The 17480-nt window shown below is 75.0% G+C and carries 14 protein-coding genes; 7 read left to right on the top strand and 7 right to left on the bottom strand.

The annotated features are described in order from the left end of the window. Positions 1-239: 239 nt before the first annotated feature. Both HGCM_RS14035 and HGCM_RS14040 read left to right on the top strand, forming a co-directional pair. On the top strand, positions 240-830 hold the full coding sequence (locus HGCM_RS14035; protein ID WP_081596410.1) for a type III secretion system chaperone family protein: 591 nt from the start codon (positions 240-242) through the stop codon (positions 828-830). Continuing rightward, positions 827-1348, top strand: coding sequence for a type III secretion system chaperone family protein (locus HGCM_RS14040; RefSeq protein WP_019137466.1), 522 nt, complete (start codon positions 827-829; stop codon positions 1346-1348). Before HGCM_RS14035 ends, HGCM_RS14040 begins: the two co-directional genes overlap by 4 nt. Positions 1349-1364: 16 nt before the next feature. Here the strand turns inward: HGCM_RS14040 and miaB are convergent, their stop codons facing one another. Next, positions 1365-2987, bottom strand: a complete 1623-nt coding sequence (gene miaB / locus HGCM_RS14045; protein ID WP_019137467.1) for a tRNA (N6-isopentenyl adenosine(37)-C2)-methylthiotransferase MiaB — start codon at positions 2985-2987, stop codon at positions 1365-1367. A gap of 134 nt (positions 2988-3121) precedes the next feature. Between miaB and HGCM_RS14050 the strand changes: the two genes are divergently transcribed. The 4 genes from HGCM_RS14050 (at position 3122) to HGCM_RS14065 (ending at position 6553) form a co-directional block, all read left to right on the top strand. Next, a complete protein-coding gene (locus HGCM_RS14050) occupies positions 3122-3994 on the top strand; it encodes an amino acid ABC transporter ATP-binding protein (protein WP_081596411.1) in 873 nt (290 codons plus the stop codon). 92 nt (positions 3995-4086) lie between these two features. Then, positions 4087-4929, top strand: a complete 843-nt coding sequence (locus HGCM_RS14055) for a glutamate ABC transporter substrate-binding protein (protein ID WP_026075485.1) — start codon at positions 4087-4089, stop codon at positions 4927-4929. Positions 4930-4997: 68 nt separating this feature from the next. After that, positions 4998-5690: an amino acid ABC transporter permease gene (locus tag HGCM_RS14060; RefSeq protein ID WP_019137470.1), complete on the top strand. Its 693-nt coding sequence runs from the start codon at positions 4998-5000 to the stop codon at positions 5688-5690. After that, positions 5687-6553: an amino acid ABC transporter permease gene (locus HGCM_RS14065; RefSeq protein WP_019137471.1), complete on the top strand. Its 867-nt coding sequence runs from the start codon at positions 5687-5689 to the stop codon at positions 6551-6553. The genes HGCM_RS14060 and HGCM_RS14065 overlap by 4 nt, the downstream gene beginning before the upstream one ends. Positions 6554-6586: 33 nt before the next feature. Here HGCM_RS14065 and rny read toward each other — a convergent pair whose 3' ends face one another. The 6 genes from rny to HGCM_RS14095 form a co-directional block, all read right to left on the bottom strand. Then, complete coding sequence (gene rny / locus HGCM_RS14070; RefSeq protein ID WP_026075486.1) at positions 6587-8119, bottom strand: ribonuclease Y; 1533 nt, start codon at positions 8117-8119, stop codon at positions 6587-6589. Between the two features lie 133 nt (positions 8120-8252). After that, positions 8253-8807 carry a regulatory protein RecX gene (locus HGCM_RS18375; RefSeq protein ID WP_019137473.1) on the bottom strand — a complete coding sequence of 185 codons (555 nt, stop codon included), beginning with the start codon at positions 8805-8807 and terminating at the stop codon, positions 8253-8255. Positions 8808-8920: 113 nt separating this feature from the next. Then, the gene (gene recA / locus HGCM_RS14080) at positions 8921-9961 is read right to left on the bottom strand and encodes a recombinase RecA (RefSeq protein WP_019137474.1); all 1041 of its coding nucleotides are present in this window, start codon (positions 9959-9961) and stop codon (positions 8921-8923) included. Between the two features lie 206 nt (positions 9962-10167). Further along, positions 10168-11136 carry an MBL fold metallo-hydrolase gene (locus tag HGCM_RS14085; RefSeq protein WP_425457480.1) on the bottom strand — a complete coding sequence of 323 codons (969 nt, stop codon included), beginning with the start codon at positions 11134-11136 and terminating at the stop codon, positions 10168-10170. Continuing rightward, complete coding sequence (locus tag HGCM_RS14090) at positions 11019-13082, bottom strand: alkaline phosphatase family protein (protein WP_019137476.1); 2064 nt, start codon at positions 13080-13082, stop codon at positions 11019-11021. Before HGCM_RS14090 ends, HGCM_RS14085 begins: the two co-directional genes overlap by 118 nt. Before the next feature lie 10 nt (positions 13083-13092). Then, positions 13093-13326 (bottom strand): DUF3046 domain-containing protein, encoded by a 234-nt coding sequence (locus HGCM_RS14095; RefSeq protein WP_019137477.1) that lies wholly within the window; start codon positions 13324-13326, stop codon positions 13093-13095. Positions 13327-13422: 96 nt separating this feature from the next. Here HGCM_RS14095 and HGCM_RS18380 point away from each other — a divergent pair. Further along, on the top strand, positions 13423-17480 hold a 4058-nt coding region (locus tag HGCM_RS18380), incomplete at its 3' end, for an Lhr family ATP-dependent helicase (protein WP_019137478.1).

Consider the following 17480-nt stretch of genomic DNA (forward strand, 5'->3'; position numbering starts at 1 on the left):
ACCCGCGCGTCCGCCGGCAGGCCGGAGACCGCCCGCTCCGCCGCGTCCCGCAGCCCCGCCAGCACGTCCGCCGCCCCGGCCGCGCCCGGCACGAGCAGGGCGGTGTCGGGGACGAGCGCGGCGGCGACGAGCACAGGCAGAACCTAGCCGCTCGACGGCGGGCGCCGTCCGCGGCGGGGCGCCGTTCGCGGACGGCGCAGCGGCCCCCCTTCGTCCGTCCCCGCGGGTACTGTCGGCCCATGGCATCGTTCGGCGATCGGGCCCGCGGGTGGTGGCGGCGACCCCGGCACCCCGGCGCGGAGGCGGACGTCGCGCCGGTGGTCGACGACGACGAGCTGCACGACCGCGTGGCGGCGCTGCTGGCCCGCGAGCTGGGTGTCGCGGAGCGCTCCGAGGAGCTGCCGACGCCGGTGACGCCCGCCCGCATCGCCGCCTGGATGGCGGACAACGACTTCAGCTACTTCGTCGACAACGACGGCGACCTGGGCGGCCTGTGGCGGGGTCGGCTCTTCTACTTCTTCCTGTTCGGCGAGCAGGCCGAGATCCTCCAGGTCAGGGGGCAGTGGCACCGCGAGGTGGCGATCGAGCGCCTCGAGGAGGTGCTGGACCTGTGCAACGAGTGGAACGCCGACCGCATCTGGCCCAAGGCCTACGTGCGCGTGCGTGACAACGGCCGGGTGCACGTGGTGTCCGAGGTGGCGACCGACCTCGAGCACGGGGCCACCGACGCGCAGCTGAGCCAGATGCTCTTCTGCGGGCTCTCGACGGGGAGCATGTTCTTCGACTCGCTCGACGAGCACTTCCCCGACCCGGCCGGGGTCGCGCCGTGAGCGCGCCCGGCTGGCTGCAGCGCGTGCTGGGCGGCCTGCCCAAGCCGCCGAAGCAGGTGCCCGAGGACGAGCCGCCGCGCCCGCTGTCGCGCGATCGCGTCGGCGAGTACCTGCTCGACCGCGGCTACAAGTTCGTCGTCGACGACGACGGCGACCTCACCGGCACGTGGGACGGGAACCGGTTCTGGTTCCTGCTCCTCGGCGAGCAGCAGGAGATCGTCCAGGTGCGCGGCCGGTGGCACCGCGTGCTGCCGCTCGAGCAGCGCCCGGCGCTCGCGCTGGCCATCAACGACTGGAACCGCGAGCGGATCTGGCCGAAGGCGTACCTGCGCGAGGAGGATGGCTCGCTCGCCCTCTACAGCGAGGTGTCGGCCGACTTCGAGCCGGGGGTCTCCGACAACCAGCTCGCGCAGGTGCTCGCGTGCGGGCTGGGCACGGGCGTGCAGATGTTCGCCGCGCTGGACGCGATGCTCCCCCGCGAGGGGACGCAGCCGCCGAGCGACCTGCCCGACGACTGAGCCGACCGCGCCGGCGCTAGGCGCGCGGGCCGAGCGTCGGCAGGCCGAGCACCACCGGCCCGACGGCGCCGCTGCCCGTACCGCACGCGTCGCCGCCGTGGGGGTGCTCGTCGGCGCCCGACGCCCGGCGCTCCCACGCGTCGCCCGCGCGCGTCCGGCGGACGGCGAAGGCGCCGCCCTCGAGCGCGGAGTCGGCGACGAGGTGGTGGGGCGCCCCGTGCGTCACCGTCACGGTGACGAGGTCGCCGGGCCGCGGCGCGTCGGAGGCGGGCAGGCCGGGCGGCAGCGACAGGTGGACCAGCCGGTTGTCGGCGGCGCGGCCCGAGACGCGTGCGGTGGCGCCGTCCTTGCGCCCCTCGCCCTCGGCGACCAGCACCTCCACGGTCCGGCCGACCTGCGCCGCGTTCTCCTGCGCGGAGATGCGCTCCTGCAGCGCGACCAGCCGCTCGTACCGCTCCTGGACGACCTGCTTGGGCAGCTGCCCGGGCAGGTCGGCGGCGGGCGTGCCGGGCCGCGGTGAGTACTGGAACGTGAACGCGGACGAGAACCGCGACGCCTCGACGACGCGCAGCGTCTCGACGAAGTCCTCCTCCGTCTCCCCGGGGAACCCGACGATGATGTCGGTCGTGATCGCCGCGTCGGGCATCGCCGCCCGGACGCGGTCGAGGATGCCGAGGAAGCGCTCGGAGCGGTACGAGCGGCGCATCGCCCGCAGCACCCGGTCGGACCCGGACTGCAGGGGCATGTGCAGCTGCGGCATGACGGTCGGCGTCTCGGCCATCGCCTCGATCACGTCGTCGGTGAACGCCGCGGGGTGGGGCGACGTGAACCGCAGCCGCTCGAGGCCCGGCGTGGCCCCGGCGGCGCGGAGCAGCTTGGCGAACGCCTGCCGGTCGCCGAACTCGACACCGTAGGAATTCACGTTCTGCCCGAGCAGCGTGACCTCGATCGCGCCGCCGTCGACGAGCGCGGCGACCTCGGCGAGCACGTCACCCGGCCGGCGGTCGCGCTCCTTGCCGCGCAGGTGCGGCACGATGCAGAACGTGCACGTGTTGTTGCACCCGACGCTGATCGACACCCAGCCCGCGTAGACCGACTCGCGACGGGTCGGCAGCGTCGAGGGGAAGACCTGGAGCGACTCCTCGATCTCGACCTGCGCCGCCGCGTTGTGCCGCGCCCGCTCCAGGAGCACCGGCAGCACGTCGAGGTTGTGCGTGCCGAACACGACGTCGACCCACGGCGCCCGCTCGACGATGCCCGCGCGGTCCTTCTGCGCGAGGCAGCCGCCCACCGCGATCTGCATGCCCGGGCGCGCCCGCTTGTGCCCCGCGAGGCGGCCGAGGTTGCCGTAGAGCTTGTCGGCGGCGTTCTCCCGCACGGCGCACGTGTTGATGACGATGACGTCGGCGTCCTCGGCGGCGGCGTCCTGCGCGCTCGCGGCGACGTAGCCGGCCTGCTCGAGCATGCCGGCCATGTGCTCGGCGTCGTGGACGTTCATCTGGCAGCCGAGCGTCTTGACGACGTAGGTGCGCGGGCGCTCGAGGTCGGCCGGGCGGCCGGTCCGCTCGCGGACGAGGGCGGGCGCGTCGAGGGACGGCGCCTCGGCGGACGGCGCGGGCGCGGGCAGGGTCGTGGACATCACCGACCAGGGTACGACGCGCAGGTCACGGACCCGACCGACGCGGCCCGACCTGCGACGACGCCCCGGTCACGAGTCCGAAACGTGACCTGGCTAGGGTGGCCGCCCCGGACATTTCCCCCTACCGTGCCAGGATGGCGGACACCGCAGTGACCTCCGACGACCAGCCCGACCGCACCACCGCAGGAACCACGGCGACCAGCTCGACGGCCGCCGCCGCGGGCAGCACCCAGGACCGGCCCGACGCCGTGCGGTCCCCCGGCTCCCCCGGCGACCCGCTCGTCGTGCTGAGCGGCGTCCAGAAGCACTTCGGCCCCCTGCACGTGCTGCGCGACATCGACCTCACCATCCACCGCGGCGAGGTCGTCGTGCTCATCGGACCGTCGGGCTCGGGCAAGTCGACCCTCTGCCGCACGATCAACCGCCTGGAGACCATCGACTCCGGCTCCATCACCATCGACGGCCGCGAGCTGCCGGCGGAGGGCCGCGAGCTCGCCCGCCTCCGGGCGGACGTCGGCATGGTGTTCCAGTCGTTCAACCTGTTCGCGCACAAGACGGTGCTCGAGAACGTGACCCTCGGCCCGATCAAGTCGAAGGGGGTCAAGTCCTCCCAGGCGAAGGAGAAGGCCACCCAGCTGCTCGAGCGGGTCGGGGTCGCGAACCAGGCCGGGAAGCTGCCCGCGCAGCTGTCCGGCGGCCAGCAGCAGCGCGTCGCCATCGCCCGCGCGCTCGCCATGGACCCCAAGGTCATGCTCTTCGACGAGCCGACGTCCGCGCTCGACCCCGAGATGATCAACGAGGTGCTCGACGTCATGGTGTCGCTCGCGCGCGAGGGCATGACGATGCTCGTCGTCACGCACGAGATGGGGTTCGCCCGCCGGGCCGCGCACCGCGTCGTGTTCATGGACGCCGGCCAGGTGGTCGAGCAGGCCGACCCCGAGACCTTCTTCACCGCGCCGCGCAGCGAGCGCGCGCGTGACTTCCTCTCGAAGATCCTCACCCACTGAACGCGACCGGCCCCGGTCGTCCGACCCCCACCGAGACCCCACGACCCCCTGCACACGAACCGCACGATCACCTGACACGAAGGGGAAGTCCCATGCGACGACGAGTCGGATTCGCCGTGGTGGCAGCCGCCGCCACGCTCGCCCTGGCCGCCTGTTCCGGCGGAGGAGGCGACGAGCCGGGCAGCACCGGCGGCGGCAAGCCGGAGAAGATCCGCATCGGCATCAAGTTCGACCAGCCCGGGCTCGGGTTCCAGGACGGCAGCAAGTACACCGGCTTCGACGTCGACGTCGCGCGGTACGTCGCCAAGTCCCTGGGCTACGAGGAGGGCGACATCGAGTTCATCGCCGCCCCGTCCGCGCAGCGCGAGACGATGCTCCAGAACAAGCAGGTCGACATGATCTTCGCGACCTACTCCATCACCGACAAGCGCAAGGAGACGGTCTCGTTCGCGGGCCCGTACTTCGTCGCCGGGCAGGACCTGCTCGTCGCCGCGGACGACTCGGCGATCACCGGCCCCGACACCCTCGAGGGCAAGAACCTGTGCTCCGTCACGGGCTCGACGTCCGCGCAGCGGATCAAGGACGAGTACGCCTCGGGCGTCAACCTCGTCGAGCAGCCGGGCTACGCGGAGTGCGTGACCGCGCTCGTCGCCGGCTCGGTGGACGCCGTGACCACCGACGACATCATCCTGGCCGGCCTGGCCGCCATCCCGGCCAACGCCGGGAAGGTCAAGGTCGTCGGCAACCCGTTCTCGGAGGAGCGCTACGGCGTGGGCCTGCCCAAGGACAGCGACCAGTGCGAGCCGATCAACGAGGCAATCACGAAGATGATCGACGACGGCTCCTGGCAGAAGGCGCTGGACGACAACGTCGGCTCCACCGGGTACAAGCCGAACGCCGACCTGAACCCGCCGAAGCCCGACGCCTGCGGCTGACCTCGCACCCGTGCCGGCGGTCCTGCGACCGCCGGCACGGGTGACCGCCCGCCCCCTACGGAGACCTGGTGGACGACAGCTACCTCGACCGGCTGCTCTCGCTGTTCAGCGAGTACGACGTGCCGGCCGCGTTCTGGGTGAACATCCAGCTCACCTTCTACGCGGCGATCCTCTCGCTCGTGCTCGGCACGGTGCTCGCGATGATGCGCATCTCGCCCGTGCCCAGCCTGCGCTGGGCCGGCAGCACGTACGTCACGCTGCTGCGGAACACGCCGCTGACGATCATCATCCTGTTCTGCGTGCTGGCTCTCTGGGGGCAGCTGGGCATCGTGCTGTCGACGGACTTCCAGCGGAACTTCTTCCTGCTGGCCGTCCTCGGGCTGACGGTCTACCACGCGGCGTTCGTCTGCGAGGCGCTGCGGTCCGGGGTGAACACGGTGCCCGTCGGCCAGGCCGAGGCGGCACGGGCGATCGGCCTGTCGTTCTGGCCGGCGGCCCGGCTCATCATCCTGCCGCAGGCGTTCCGCGGCGCCGTCGCCCCGCTGGGCAACGTCCTCATCGCCCTCACCAAGAACTCCACGGTCGCGGCAGCCGGGTCGGTGGCCACCGAGGCGTCGAGCGTCATGAAGACGATGATCGAGTTCCGGCCCGACGTCGTCGTCGGCATCTTCTTCATCTTCGCCATGGGCTTCGTCGTGATCGTCGTCCCGATCGGCCTGGCCACGACCGCGCTCTCGCGCCGGCTGGCGGTGGCCCGATGAGTGATCTCGTCCTGTTCGACGCGCCGGGCCCGCGCGCGCGGCGGCGCATGGTGTGGGTGAACGTCGCGGCGACGCTCGCCGTGGTGGGCATCGGCGCGTGGGCGCTCGTCCTGCTCGGCCAGAAGGGTCAGCTGGCCGCCGACAAGTGGCAGGTGTTCCTCACCGCCAACCCGTGGACCAACTTCTTCATCCCGGGCCTCATCAGCACCCTCAAGGCCGCCGCCGTCGCCATCGTGACCTCGGCGGTGTTCGGCGTCGTCTTCGGGCTCGGCCGCCTGGCCCGGTCGCGCGCGGTGCGCACCGTGAGCGGCGTCGTGGTCGAGTTCTTCCGCGCCGTCCCGGTGCTGCTCATGATGATCTTCTTCTGGCTCTGGATCAGCCGGCTCGGCGTCGTGAGCCCGAACGACGTGCCGTTCATCGGCGTCGTGCTCGGCCTCACGTTCTACAACGGCTCGGTGTTCGCCGAGCTGGTGCGGTCGGGGGTGCACGGGCTGCCGCGCGGGCAGCGCGAGGCGGCGCTCGCGATCGGTCTGCGTCGCTCGCAGTCGCTGCGGCTCGTCGAGGTGCCGCAGGCGCTCATCGCGATGCTGCCGGCGATCGCCAGCCAGCTCGTGGTGATCCTCAAGGACACGGCGCTCGGCTACATCATCACGTACCCGGAGCTGCTGCAGGCGGCGCGGCAGTTCGGCGCCGGACAGGGCAACATCCTGCAGTCGCTGCTGGTCGCCGCCGTCATCTTCATCGTCATCAACTACGCGCTGACGAAGGTCGCCGAGCGGCTGGCGGGCCGCGTCGGGCGGCGGACCGCGGGCCGTGCCGCGAAGGCCGAGGCGCCGACGCTCGTGGTGGACACGGGGCGCTAGCGACGACCGCCAGCGCGGGTGCCGGCCCGGGCGCTAGCCCGCGGTCGCGCTGGCGCGCAGCTCGCGCACGACGGTGACCGTGATCTCGCCGGGGTAGACCAGGTCCGACTCGATGTGCCGGGCGATCGCCACGGCCAGCTGCGGCAGGTCCGAGTCGGAGACCTCCGACGGCTCCACGACGACGCGGACCTCGCGCCCCGCCGACATCGCCAGCGCCCGCCGGACCCCGGCGTGCGCCGCGACGAGCTGCTCGAGCTTGTCGATCCGCTCGACGTACTGGTCGAGCTCCTGGCGGCGGGCGCCGGGCCGGGAGGCGGAGATCGCGTCCGCGACCTGCACGACCACGGCCTCCACGGTCTCCGTCGGCACCTCGTCGTGGTGCGCCTCGATCCCGTTGACGACGACGTCGGACTCGCCGTGCCGCCGCGCCAGGTCGGCGCCGACCCGCGCGTGCGTCCCCGCGACCTCCGAGGTGAGCGCCTTGCCGATGTCGTGCAGGAAGGCGGAGCGCCGCGCCACCTCGACGTCCGCGCCGATCTCGGCCGCCACCGAGGCGGCGACCAGCGCGCTCTCCACCAGGTGCTCCAGCACGTTCTGGCCGTAGGACGTCCGCAGCCGCAGCCGCCCGAGCGTGCGCACGAGCGTGGGGTGCAGGCCCTCGACGCCGGCCCGTTCGGCCGCGTCGTGCCCGGCGGCGACGGTTCGCTCGTCGGACGAGGCGACGGCGTCGGCGTACGCGGCCTCGATCCGCTGGGGGTGGATGCGGCCGTCGGCCATGAGCGCCTCGAGGGTGACCTGCGCGAGCTCGCGGCGCTCCGGGTCGAAGCTGGACAGCACGACGGCGTCCGGCTGCTCGTCGATGAGGACGTTCACGCCGGTGAGAGCCTCGAAGGAGCGGATGTTGCGCCCCTCCTTGCCGATGATCCGGCCCTTCATCTCCTCGTTGGGGAGCGGGATCACCGTGATCGCGGCCTGCGAGCTCGTCGCGACGGCCGTGCGCTGCACGGCGGTGGCGACGATGCGGCGGGCCTTCGCCTCGGCCGTCCGCCGCGCCTGGGCCTGCGCCCGGCGGACCAGCGACTCCGCGTCGTTGCGCGCCTGCTCGCTCAGCCGTCGTGCCAGCTCGGCCTTCGCCTCGGCCGCCGTCAGCCCCGCGGTCGACTCGAGCTCCGCCGTCGCCGCCTTCTCGGCCTCGGCGCGGGTGCGCGCGGCGGCCTCCTCGGCGGCGGCGCGGGTCTGCGCGGCGTCGCGCTCGGCGTCCGCGAGGAGCCGCTGCGCCGAGCGCTCCAGCTGCGCGGCCGACTCCGCGCTGGCGCGCGCGACCCGGCTGAGCTCGCTCGCCTGCGCCTGCTCGGCCGCGACCGCCTGCTCGCGGTCGCTCACCCGTTGCTCCCGGCGCTCCGCGTCCGCCATGAGCGTGCGCGCGCGGTCGCGGACCTCCTCGACCTCGCGTTCCACCGACTCGCGCCGCTGCGCGGCCTCGCGGCGCGCGACGAGCACGAGGATGAGCGCGACGAGACAGGCACCCAGCAGGCCGACGATCGTGCCGAGCGATCCCCAGGTCACGCCGTCCTCCTTCCGGGCCCGTCGGTCGGGCACGCCTATTCTCGCGCACCGCGGGTGCGTGTCCTGCACCGACGTCCCGACGCGCCCGGGCCGCGCGCTCCGTGCCCGCGGGGCCTCGGCGCCGGACGCGCGCTCAGTCCGGGAGCGGCAGGCCCGTCTCGTCGTCGTCGAGCGACTCCGCGGCGAGCTCCTCGCGCAGGATGGTCGCCACCAGCGACGGGGAGTAGCCCCGCCGGCCGAGCGCGGCGTAGGTGCGCCGCGCCCGTACCTGCGGGTCGAGCCCTCGCGTCGACGCGAGCTTGCGCCGCACCAGGACGCGGGCGGCGGACGCCTCGTCCTCGCCGTCGATCTGCTCCAGCGCCTCGTGCGCGACCTCGTCGGCGACGCCCTTGCGCCGCAGCTCCACGGCGATCGCTCGACGCGACTGGTGACGTTCCTGGTGACGCGTGCGCACCAGCATCGCGGCGTACTCCGCGTCGTCAACCAGACCGACCTCGGTGAACCGGTCGAGCACGCGGTCCGCCACGTCGTCGGGCACCTCACGGCGGCGCATCGCCTCGGCGATCTGCGCACGGCTGCGCGGCGCGTCCGTGAGCAGCCGCAGCGCGATCGCGCGCGCGACCGACTCCGGGTCGGCGTCGCGGTCGCGCTCCGGGTCGCCGGTTCTCGGCGGTTCGGCTCGCCGCACCCTCGTCCTCCTCGTCGCTCCTGCCACACCGTCGCCGCAGACACGCCGTCCCCGGGTCCACGCGGCGTCGGCGCGCGGACCCGGGGACGGCGGTCAGGGACGCGAGGTCACGATCAGAAGTCGACCGCCGGCGAGGCGTCCGCCGGGGCGTCGAGGCGGGCCCCCACGCCGAGCTTCTCCTTGATCCGCTTGTCGATCTCGTCCGCCAGGTCGGGGTTGTCCCGCAGGAACTTGCGGGCGTTCTCCTTGCCCTGCCCGAGCTGGTCGCCCTCGTACGTGAACCACGCACCGGACTTGCGGACGAAGCCGTGCTCGACGCCGAGGTCGATGAGGCTGCCCTCGCGGGAGATCCCGACGCCGTAGAGGATGTCGAACTCGGCCTGCTTGAACGGCGGCGCGAGCTTGTTCTTGACGACCTTGACGCGGGTGCGGTTGCCGACCGGCTCCGTCCCCTCCTTGAGGGTCTCGATGCGACGGATGTCCATCCGGACGGACGCGTAGAACTTGAGCGCCTTGCCACCGGTCGTCGTCTCGGGGGAGCCGAAGAAGACGCCGATCTTCTCGCGCAGCTGGTTGATGAAGATCGCGGTGGTGCCGGACTGGTTGAGCGCGCCGGTGATCTTGCGCAGCGCCTGCGACATGAGGCGGGCCTGCAGACCGACGTGGCTGTCACCCATCTCGCCCTCGATCTCGGCCTTGGGCACGAGCGCCGCGACGGAGTCGATGACGATGATGTCGATCGCGCCGGAGCGGATCAGCATGTCCATGATCTCGAGCGCCTGCTCGCCGGTGTCCGGCTGGGAGACCAGCAGCGCGTCGGTGTCGACGCCCAGCTTCTTGGCGTACTCGGGGTCGAGCGCGTGCTCCGCGTCGATGAACGCGGCGATGCCGCCCGCGCGCTGGGCGTTGGCGACCGCGTGCAGCGCGACCGTCGTCTTGCCGGAGGACTCGGGGCCGTAGACCTCGATGATGCGGCCTCGCGGCAGCCCACCGATCCCGAGCGCCACGTCGAGCGCGATGGACCCCGTGGGGATGACCTCGACGGGGGCACGGCCCTCGTCGCCGAGGCGCATGATCGACCCCTTGCCGAACTGGCGGTCGATCTGGCTGAGAGCGGCCTCCAGAGCCTTCTCGCGGTCCTGAGGTGCGGGCATGGTGTTCCACCTTCGTCATCCGTGCAGCAGACCGCTGCGCCTACGGGGTCTGGTCCTTGTCGTCGTGCGGTGACGCTATGCCCGACCACCGACATGCCGGCCGTCCCCGCCCCGGGCTGTGCGCCGGCCGAGCCGGCGGCGACCTGGGGACGGTTGGACCGGTGTCACCTGCGGACGACACTAGCCGAACAGGTGTTCGATCGCCGTCATCCGCGCGGCGTGTCGCCGGATCCCGCCGCCGCCACCCGCACGGCCTCCCCCGGTCGCAGCACCACCGGCCGCACCGCCGGCGCGACCCGCAGGCACGCCGCCGCGAACGCGTGCCCCGCGACGTCCATCCAGCCGGGCGGGAGCCAGCGCGACGCGGGCGCGTGCAGCGTGCCCCAGTGCACCGGCACCGCGGCGCGCGCGCCGACCAGCGCGCACGCGCGCGCCGCCTGCAACGGGTCCATGTGCCCGCCCGACAGCCGCGGCCCCCACCCGCCGACCGGCACGAGCGCGAGGTCCACCACGCCGCCCGCGATGCGCGGCACGTCCGCCATGGCCGGGAACAGCTCGGTGTCGCCGGCGAACCACACGCGGGCGCCGGGCGCGCGCACGACGAAGCCGCCGGCGGCGTTCGGGCGGTGCGGCATGGGCCGGTGCCCGTGGACCGCCGGCACCGGGACGACCTCCACCGGGGTGCCGGGCACGGTCCAGGCCCGCGTCACGCCGAGCGCCGACGCGACGCCGTGGTGGCGCAGCCAGCGGGCGTTCGCCGGGGCGGAGAGGACGGGCACGCCGTCGAGCAGGCGCAGCGACGCGAGCTCGGCGTGGTCGTGGTGCAGGTGCGAGATCAGGACCGCGTCGGCGCCCGCCCAGGTCTCGACCGCGGGCGGGGCGCCCCGGCGGCGCAGCAGCCCGGCGTTGCGGCGCAGCAGCGGGTCGGTCAGCAGCCGCGCGCCGCCGACGTCCAGCACGACGCTGGCGTGCCCGAGCCACCGCACGCCGACGCCGCCGTCCGTGGCGTCGCGCGCGTCCGGTCCGGCGTCGCCGCCGTCCGNGCCGGGGCCGGGGCTCACGGCCGCAGACCCGCCTGGCGCGCCCAGCGGACGAGCTGCGCGTGCACCGCCTCGGCCCCGACGAGCAGCCGCCGCCCGTCGAGCTCCTCGCGCAGGTCGTCGTCGACGTGCCACTCGGCGGGGTGCACGAGCAGCGCGAGGTTCTGCCGCCCGCCGATGCCGCCGTGGGAGCCGACCTGGTGCTCGAACGCGTGCACGCGCCCGCCCGCCGAGACGGACGAGACGAGCAGGAGGTCGCCGGTGTTCTCGAGGCGCGCCGCGCGTGCGAGGTCCGCGCGCGCCCGCGCGCCGTACGGGGCCAGGGGGTCCTCGCCCTGCACGTCGGCCTCGGGACGCTCGAGCAGGACGAGCCCGCGGTCGCCGACGGCGACGAGCCCGTTGTCGCGGGAGTCGACGACGACCACGCCGATCCCCTCCTGCGCCGCGAGGCCCGCGACGAGGCCCGGCCGGCGCTCGGCGAGGTCCTCCAGGGTGAGGCGCCGGGGGTGCTGCGGGAACCACACCAGCCCGAGGTTCCCGGACGCGACGACCGCGACCTCCGGCACGCCCTCCGGCTCGCGTCGGCGCGCGGCCGCGTCCGGGCCGTGGACGACCGGGGTGCGGCGCAGCGTCGGCGCGCTCGACAGGAGCGCGTTGAGCGGCCCCCACTCCTCGCCCCCGAGGCTCGAGCGGGCCGCCGCACCGGGGTCCGCCATCAGCGCCCGCACCGTGTCGGTCAGCGAGCGCCCGGTGAGGTCGTGGAACGTCTCGCCCAGCGCCTGCCCGTGGTCCGACAGGACGACGCAGCGGTAGGCGCGGGGCGCGAGCGAGGCGACGCGCTCGAACGTGCGCAGCGAGCGGTCGAGGCCCTCGAGCGCGCGCAGCGCCTCCGGGCGCGAGGGCCCGGCGTGGTGCGCGATCTCGTCGTAGTCGACGAGGTCGACGTAGACCGTCGGGTCGCCCCGCAGGAGGGCCTCGCTGACGAGCGCGGTGTTGAGGTCGCGCATGAGGACGTTGGTCACGCCGCGCAGGACGACGTACCAGCCGCGGCGCGCGATCCGGGGCCGGACGTCGCGCGCCCGCTGGCGCCGCCCCTGGTACAGCTCCTTGACGATCTCCCCGAGCGTGAGGACGAGCGCGCGGGCGACGACGAACGGGCTCGCGAAGAACCGCACGTACTCCTCCCCCGGGCCGATGCCGGGCGAGCGGCCGTCGGGCCCGGGGGCGCGCGTGCGGCTCATGACGAGCAGGGGCGTCGCGGCGTCGCCCGAGAACATCGTCGAGATCGCCGTCCCGCCGCCCGCCAGCAGGCCCTCGCCCGTCGAGAGCCGCTCCTCGACCAGGGCGGCGTCCTCCGGGTGGTTCGTGACGACGAGCCGGCCGAGCCCGCGGTCCCACCACCGGAACGCCGGGATCGCCGAGGAGTCGCCGTGCAGCAGGCCCGCCTGGCTCGCGGGCGTCGTCGACGGCACGCGTGCCCACCAGGAGTCGAGGCGGTGCGTGCCCGAGTCGAGCCAGCGCTGGATGGTGGGGACGAGTCCGGCCTCGACGGCCTCGCGCAGCACCTCCGCCCCGACGCCGTCGAGCTGCACCACCAGCAGCCCGGAGCGGGACGGCGCCGGGACCCCCTCGGGGCCGGCGCGCCGCCGGGCACGCGAGGCACGGCCGAGCACGTCGGCGACGACGTAGCCGCTGTCCGCGGCGCCCCACAACCAGCGCGCCCCCGCCATGACGACCGCGGCGACGACGATCGTGGCGACGACGCCGCCGAGCGACGAGACCTCGATCCCCGGCATGAGCACCAGGGCGGCGTAGGCGATGGTCAGCTGCGCCGCCAGCCCCAGGACGACCGCGACGACGGCCCCGCCCACGGCGGCGAAGCGGCGCAGCGGCTCCCGCAGCCCGACGTCGGCCACCGTGATGACGAGCGCGGCCCCCACCAGGCCGGGCCACGAGCTCACCTCCACGGTGCTGGTGAGCAGGGCGCCCGCGGCGAGCCCGACGACCGTCGCGCCGAGGCCGACGAGCGCCTCCGCGACGTCGGCGGCGAGCAGGCGCCACCGCGGTCCCCCGGCGCTCACCGCGCGGGCCTCAGCGGCGGGGCGGCGCCTGGCGGTAGGGGTCGAGCCCCCACCGCTGCGCCTCCGGCACGTCGAGCTCGTCGCACATGGCGTGCCACACCTCGCGCGGCTCGACGCCCGCGTCGAGCGCCTGCTGCGGCGTCCGCCCGCCGAGGGACCCGACGACGAGCGTGCGCACGAGCTCCCGGCCCTGGGCGCTGCCCAGCACCTCCTCGACCAGGTCCCAGAACTCGCGGTGCCTCACGGACGACAGCCTGCCACCTGCGGGACCCCCGCGGGGGGCCGCCCCGCGCCGGGCGCTCGGGCCGCGCGTGTCGGTCCCGACCCCGACAATGGGCGCGTGGTCCTCGACCGGTTCTCCGCCCCGACCCGCGCCTGGTTCGCGGGCGCCTTCGAGGCGCCCACCGCGGCGCAGGAGGGCTCGTGGGAGGCGGTGTCCGGCGGGGAGCACGCGCTGGTCGTCGCACCGACCGGGTCCGGCAAGACGCTCGCCGCGTTCCTGTGGGCGCTCGACGGGCTGCTCACCGGCCCTCGCCCCGACGACCCGACGGCGCGCTGCCGCGTCGTCTACGTCTCGCCGCTCAAGGCCCTCGCGACGGACGTCGAGCGCAACCTGCGCTCGCCGCTCGTCGGGATCCGGCAGGCGGCCACGCGGCTGGGGCTCGAGCTGCCCGACGTCACCGTCGGGATCCGCACCGGCGACACGCCGCCGGCCGAGCGGCGGGCCTTCGCGACGCAGCCGCCCGACATCCTCATCACGACACCCGAGTCCCTGTACCTCGTCCTGACGTCCGGTGCGCGCGCCGGCCTGTCGGGGGTGACGACGGTGATCCTCGACGAGATCCACGCGGTGGCGGGCACCAAGCGGGGCGCGCACCTGGCCCTGTCGCTCGAGAGGCTGGACGCGCTGCTCGAGCGCCCGGGCGGGCCCGGGCCCGTGCAGCGCGTCGGGCTGTCGGCGACCGTGCGACCGGTCGAGGCGGTCGCCTCGTTCCTGGGCGGTGCGCGCCGCCCCGAGGACGGCGGGCGCGCGGTCCGCGTCGTGCAGCCGCCCTCGCAGAAGCGGATCGAGGTCGACGTCGTCGTCCCGGTCCCGGACCTCACCGAGCTCGGCGGGCCGGCGACGGACGAGCCGGTGCTCGACCTCACGGGGGACGGCATCGCCCCGACCCGGCGGGCGTCGATCTGGCCGCACGTCGAGGAGCGCGTGGTCGACCTCGTCGCCGACCACCGGTCGACGCTCGTCTTCACCAACTCCCGGCGGGGCGCCGAGCGCCTGACGTCGCGCATGAACGAGGTCTGGGCCGAGCGCTCCGGCGAGGAGCTGCCCGACCCCGGCGCCCTGCACCCCGCGTCGGTGCAGGCCCAGTCCGGCGCCTCGGTCGGCGTGGACACCCGCGACGCGGCCACGATCCTGGCGCGGGCGCACCACGGCTCGATGAGCCGCGCGGAGCGGACCCGCACGGAGAGCGAGCTCAAGGCGGGCCGGCTGCCCGCGGTGGTGGCGACGAGCTCGCTGGAGCTCGGCATCGACATGGGCGCCGTGGACCTCGTCGTCCAGGTCGGCGCTCCCCCGTCCGTGGCGAGCGGGCTGCAGCGGGTCGGCCGCGCCGGCCACCAGGTCGGCGCGGTCTCGCACGGCGTCGTCTTCCCGACCTTCCGGGGCGAGCTGGTCGCCTCCGCCGTCACGGCCGAGCGCATGCGCGGCGGCGAGCTGGAGGCGCTCACCGTGCCGCGCAACGCGCTCGACGTGCTCGCGCAGCAGGTCGTCGCGATGGTCGCGGTCGAGGACTGGCCGGTCGACGAGCTGGCCGCGGTGGTGCGCCGCGCCGGGCCCTACGACCAGCTCGGCGACGCGACGCTCCGCTCCGTCCTCGACATGCTCGCGGGCCGCTACCCGAGCGAGGAGTTCGCCGAGCTGCGCCCGCGGCTCGTCTGGGACCGGGTGCGCGACGTGCTCACCGCGCGTCCGGGCGCGCTGCGGCTCGCGGTGACGAGCGGCGGCACGATCCCCGACCGCGGCCTGTTCGGCGTCTTCCTCGCAGCCGGCTCCACGACGAGCGACGTGCCGGTGGACCCCGAGACCACCGGCGGCCGCGTGCGCGGCGGCAAGCGCGTCGGCGAGCTCGACGAGGAGATGGTCTACGAGTCGCGCGCGGGGGACCTGTTCACGCTGGGCTCCAGCACGTGGCGCATCGAGGAGATCACGCCCGACCGGGTGCTCGTCACGCCGGCGCCCGGCGTCCCGGGGCGGCTGCCGTTCTGGAAGGGCGACTCGCCGGGCCGGCCGGCCGAGCTGGGCCGCGCGATGGGCGCCTGGGTGCGCGAGGTCGCGGCGGCCGACGACGAGGAGGCACGGGCGCGGGTGCGGGCGGCCGGCCTGGACGAGTGGGCCACCGACAACCTGCTGGCCTACGTGCGCGAGCAGCGCGAGGCGACGGGGACGGTGCCGAGCGACGTCGAGATCGTGGTCGAGCGGTTCCGCGACGAGCTGGGCGACTGGCGGGTCGTGGTCCACTCGCCGTACGGGGCGCGGGTGCACGCGCCGTGGGCGATCGTGCTCGGCGCGCGGCTGCGCGAGCGCTACGGCGTCGACGCCGCCGCGATGCACTCCGACGACGGCATCGTGCTGCGGCTGCCCGACATGGTCGACGCCGCGTTCGGCGACCCCTGGGGCGGCGGCGCCGACGCCCCGGCGGACGGGGACGGCCCACTCGTCGACGCGTCCGACCTGCTCGTCGATGCGGAGGAGGTGCTCGACTCGGTCCGCGCGGAGCTCGGCTCGTCCGCGATGTTCGGCGCCCGCTTCCGGGAGGCGGCGAGCCGCGCGCTCCTGCTCCCCCGGCGCCGCCCCGACCGCCGTCAGCCCCTGTGGCAGCAGCGGCAGCGCTCGGCGCAGCTGCTGTCCGTCGCGGCCCAGTACCCGGACTTCCCGATCCTCCTCGAGGCGGTCCGCGAGTGCCTCCAGGACGACTTCGACACCGAGGGCCTGGCGACGCTGATGCGGGACGTCGCCCAGGGTCGCGTGCGGGTGGTCGAGGTGACGACGCCCCAGCCGTCGCCGTTCGCCCGGTCGCTGCTGTTCGGCTACACCGCCCAGTTCCTCTACGACGGCGACGCGCCGCTGGCCGAGCGCCGCGCCGCGGCCCTCACGCTGGACCCGACGCTGCTCGCGGAGCTGCTCGGCGAGGGCGGGGCGTCGCAGCTGGCGGACCTGCTGGACCCCGACGCGGTCCTGCGCACCGAGGCCGAGCTGAGCGGGCGCGCCCCCGACCGCCAGGCGGGCTCGCTGGAGCAGGTCGCCGACATGGTGCGCCGCCAGGGCCCCCTGACGGCGGACGAGCTCGCGGACCGCGTGCGCCCGGAGCTGCGGGGCGAGGTCGCGGTGTGGCTCGACGAGCTCGAGCGGTCGCGGCGCCTGATCCGGGTCCGGCTGTCCGGCGTGGAGCCCGAGCGGGTCACGCAGTGGGCGGCGATCGAGGACGCGGGGCGCCTGCGGGACGCGCTGGGCGTCGCGCTGCCCGTCGGGGTGCCCGAGGTCTTCACCGAGGTGCTGCCCGACCCCGTCGGCGACCTGCTGCGCCGGCACGCCCGGACGCACGGTCCCTTCACGGCGGCGTCCGCCGCGGCGCGGTTCGGGTGGGGCGTCGCCGTGGTGACCGAGGCGCTGCGCCGGCTGGAGTCCGCGGGGGTGCTCGTCCAGGGTCGGCTGCGGCCCGACGTCCTCGGCGGGACGGGCGACGAGTTCTGCGACGCCGACGTCCTGCGCACGCTGCGCCGCCGCTCGCTCGCGGCGCTGCGCGCCGAGGTCGAACCGGTGCCGCCGGCCGCGCTCGGGGTCTTCCTCCCCCGCTGGCAGGGCGTGCACCCGAGCGGGGCGACCTCGTCGACCGGCCTGCGTGGGCTCGACGGCGTGGCGCGGGCGGTCGAGCAGCTGGCCGGCGCGGTCGTCCCGGCGTCGGCGCTGGAGACGCACGTGCTCCCGGCGCGCGTGAAGGACTACTCCCCGGCGATGCTCGACGAGCTGACCGCGGCGGGCGAGGTGCTCTGGGCGGGCCATGGGCGGCTCGCCGGCCAGGACGGTCTCGTCTCGCTGCACCCCGCGTCGGTCGCCGACCTCACGCTGCCCCTGCGTCCGCCGGACGACGACGCGACGTCCACGCCGCTGCACGCCGCGGTGCTCACGGCGCTCGACGGCGGCGGGGCGTGGTTCCTCGCGGCCCTGACGGAGCGCGTCCGCTTCCACCTCGCGACCGACGCGCTGGGGACCGAGCGGCCGGAGGGAGCGACCGAGGAGCCGCCGGTCGCGCAGGCCGAGGTCCTCGACGCGCTGTGGGACCTCGTCTGGTCGGGCGCCGTGACGAACGACGGGCTCGCTCCCCTGCGTGCCTGGCTCGG

It is taken from the genome of Cellulomonas massiliensis JC225, from assembly GCF_000312005.1.
Taxonomy (GTDB): domain Bacteria; phylum Actinomycetota; class Actinomycetes; order Actinomycetales; family Cellulomonadaceae; genus Cellulomonas; species Cellulomonas massiliensis.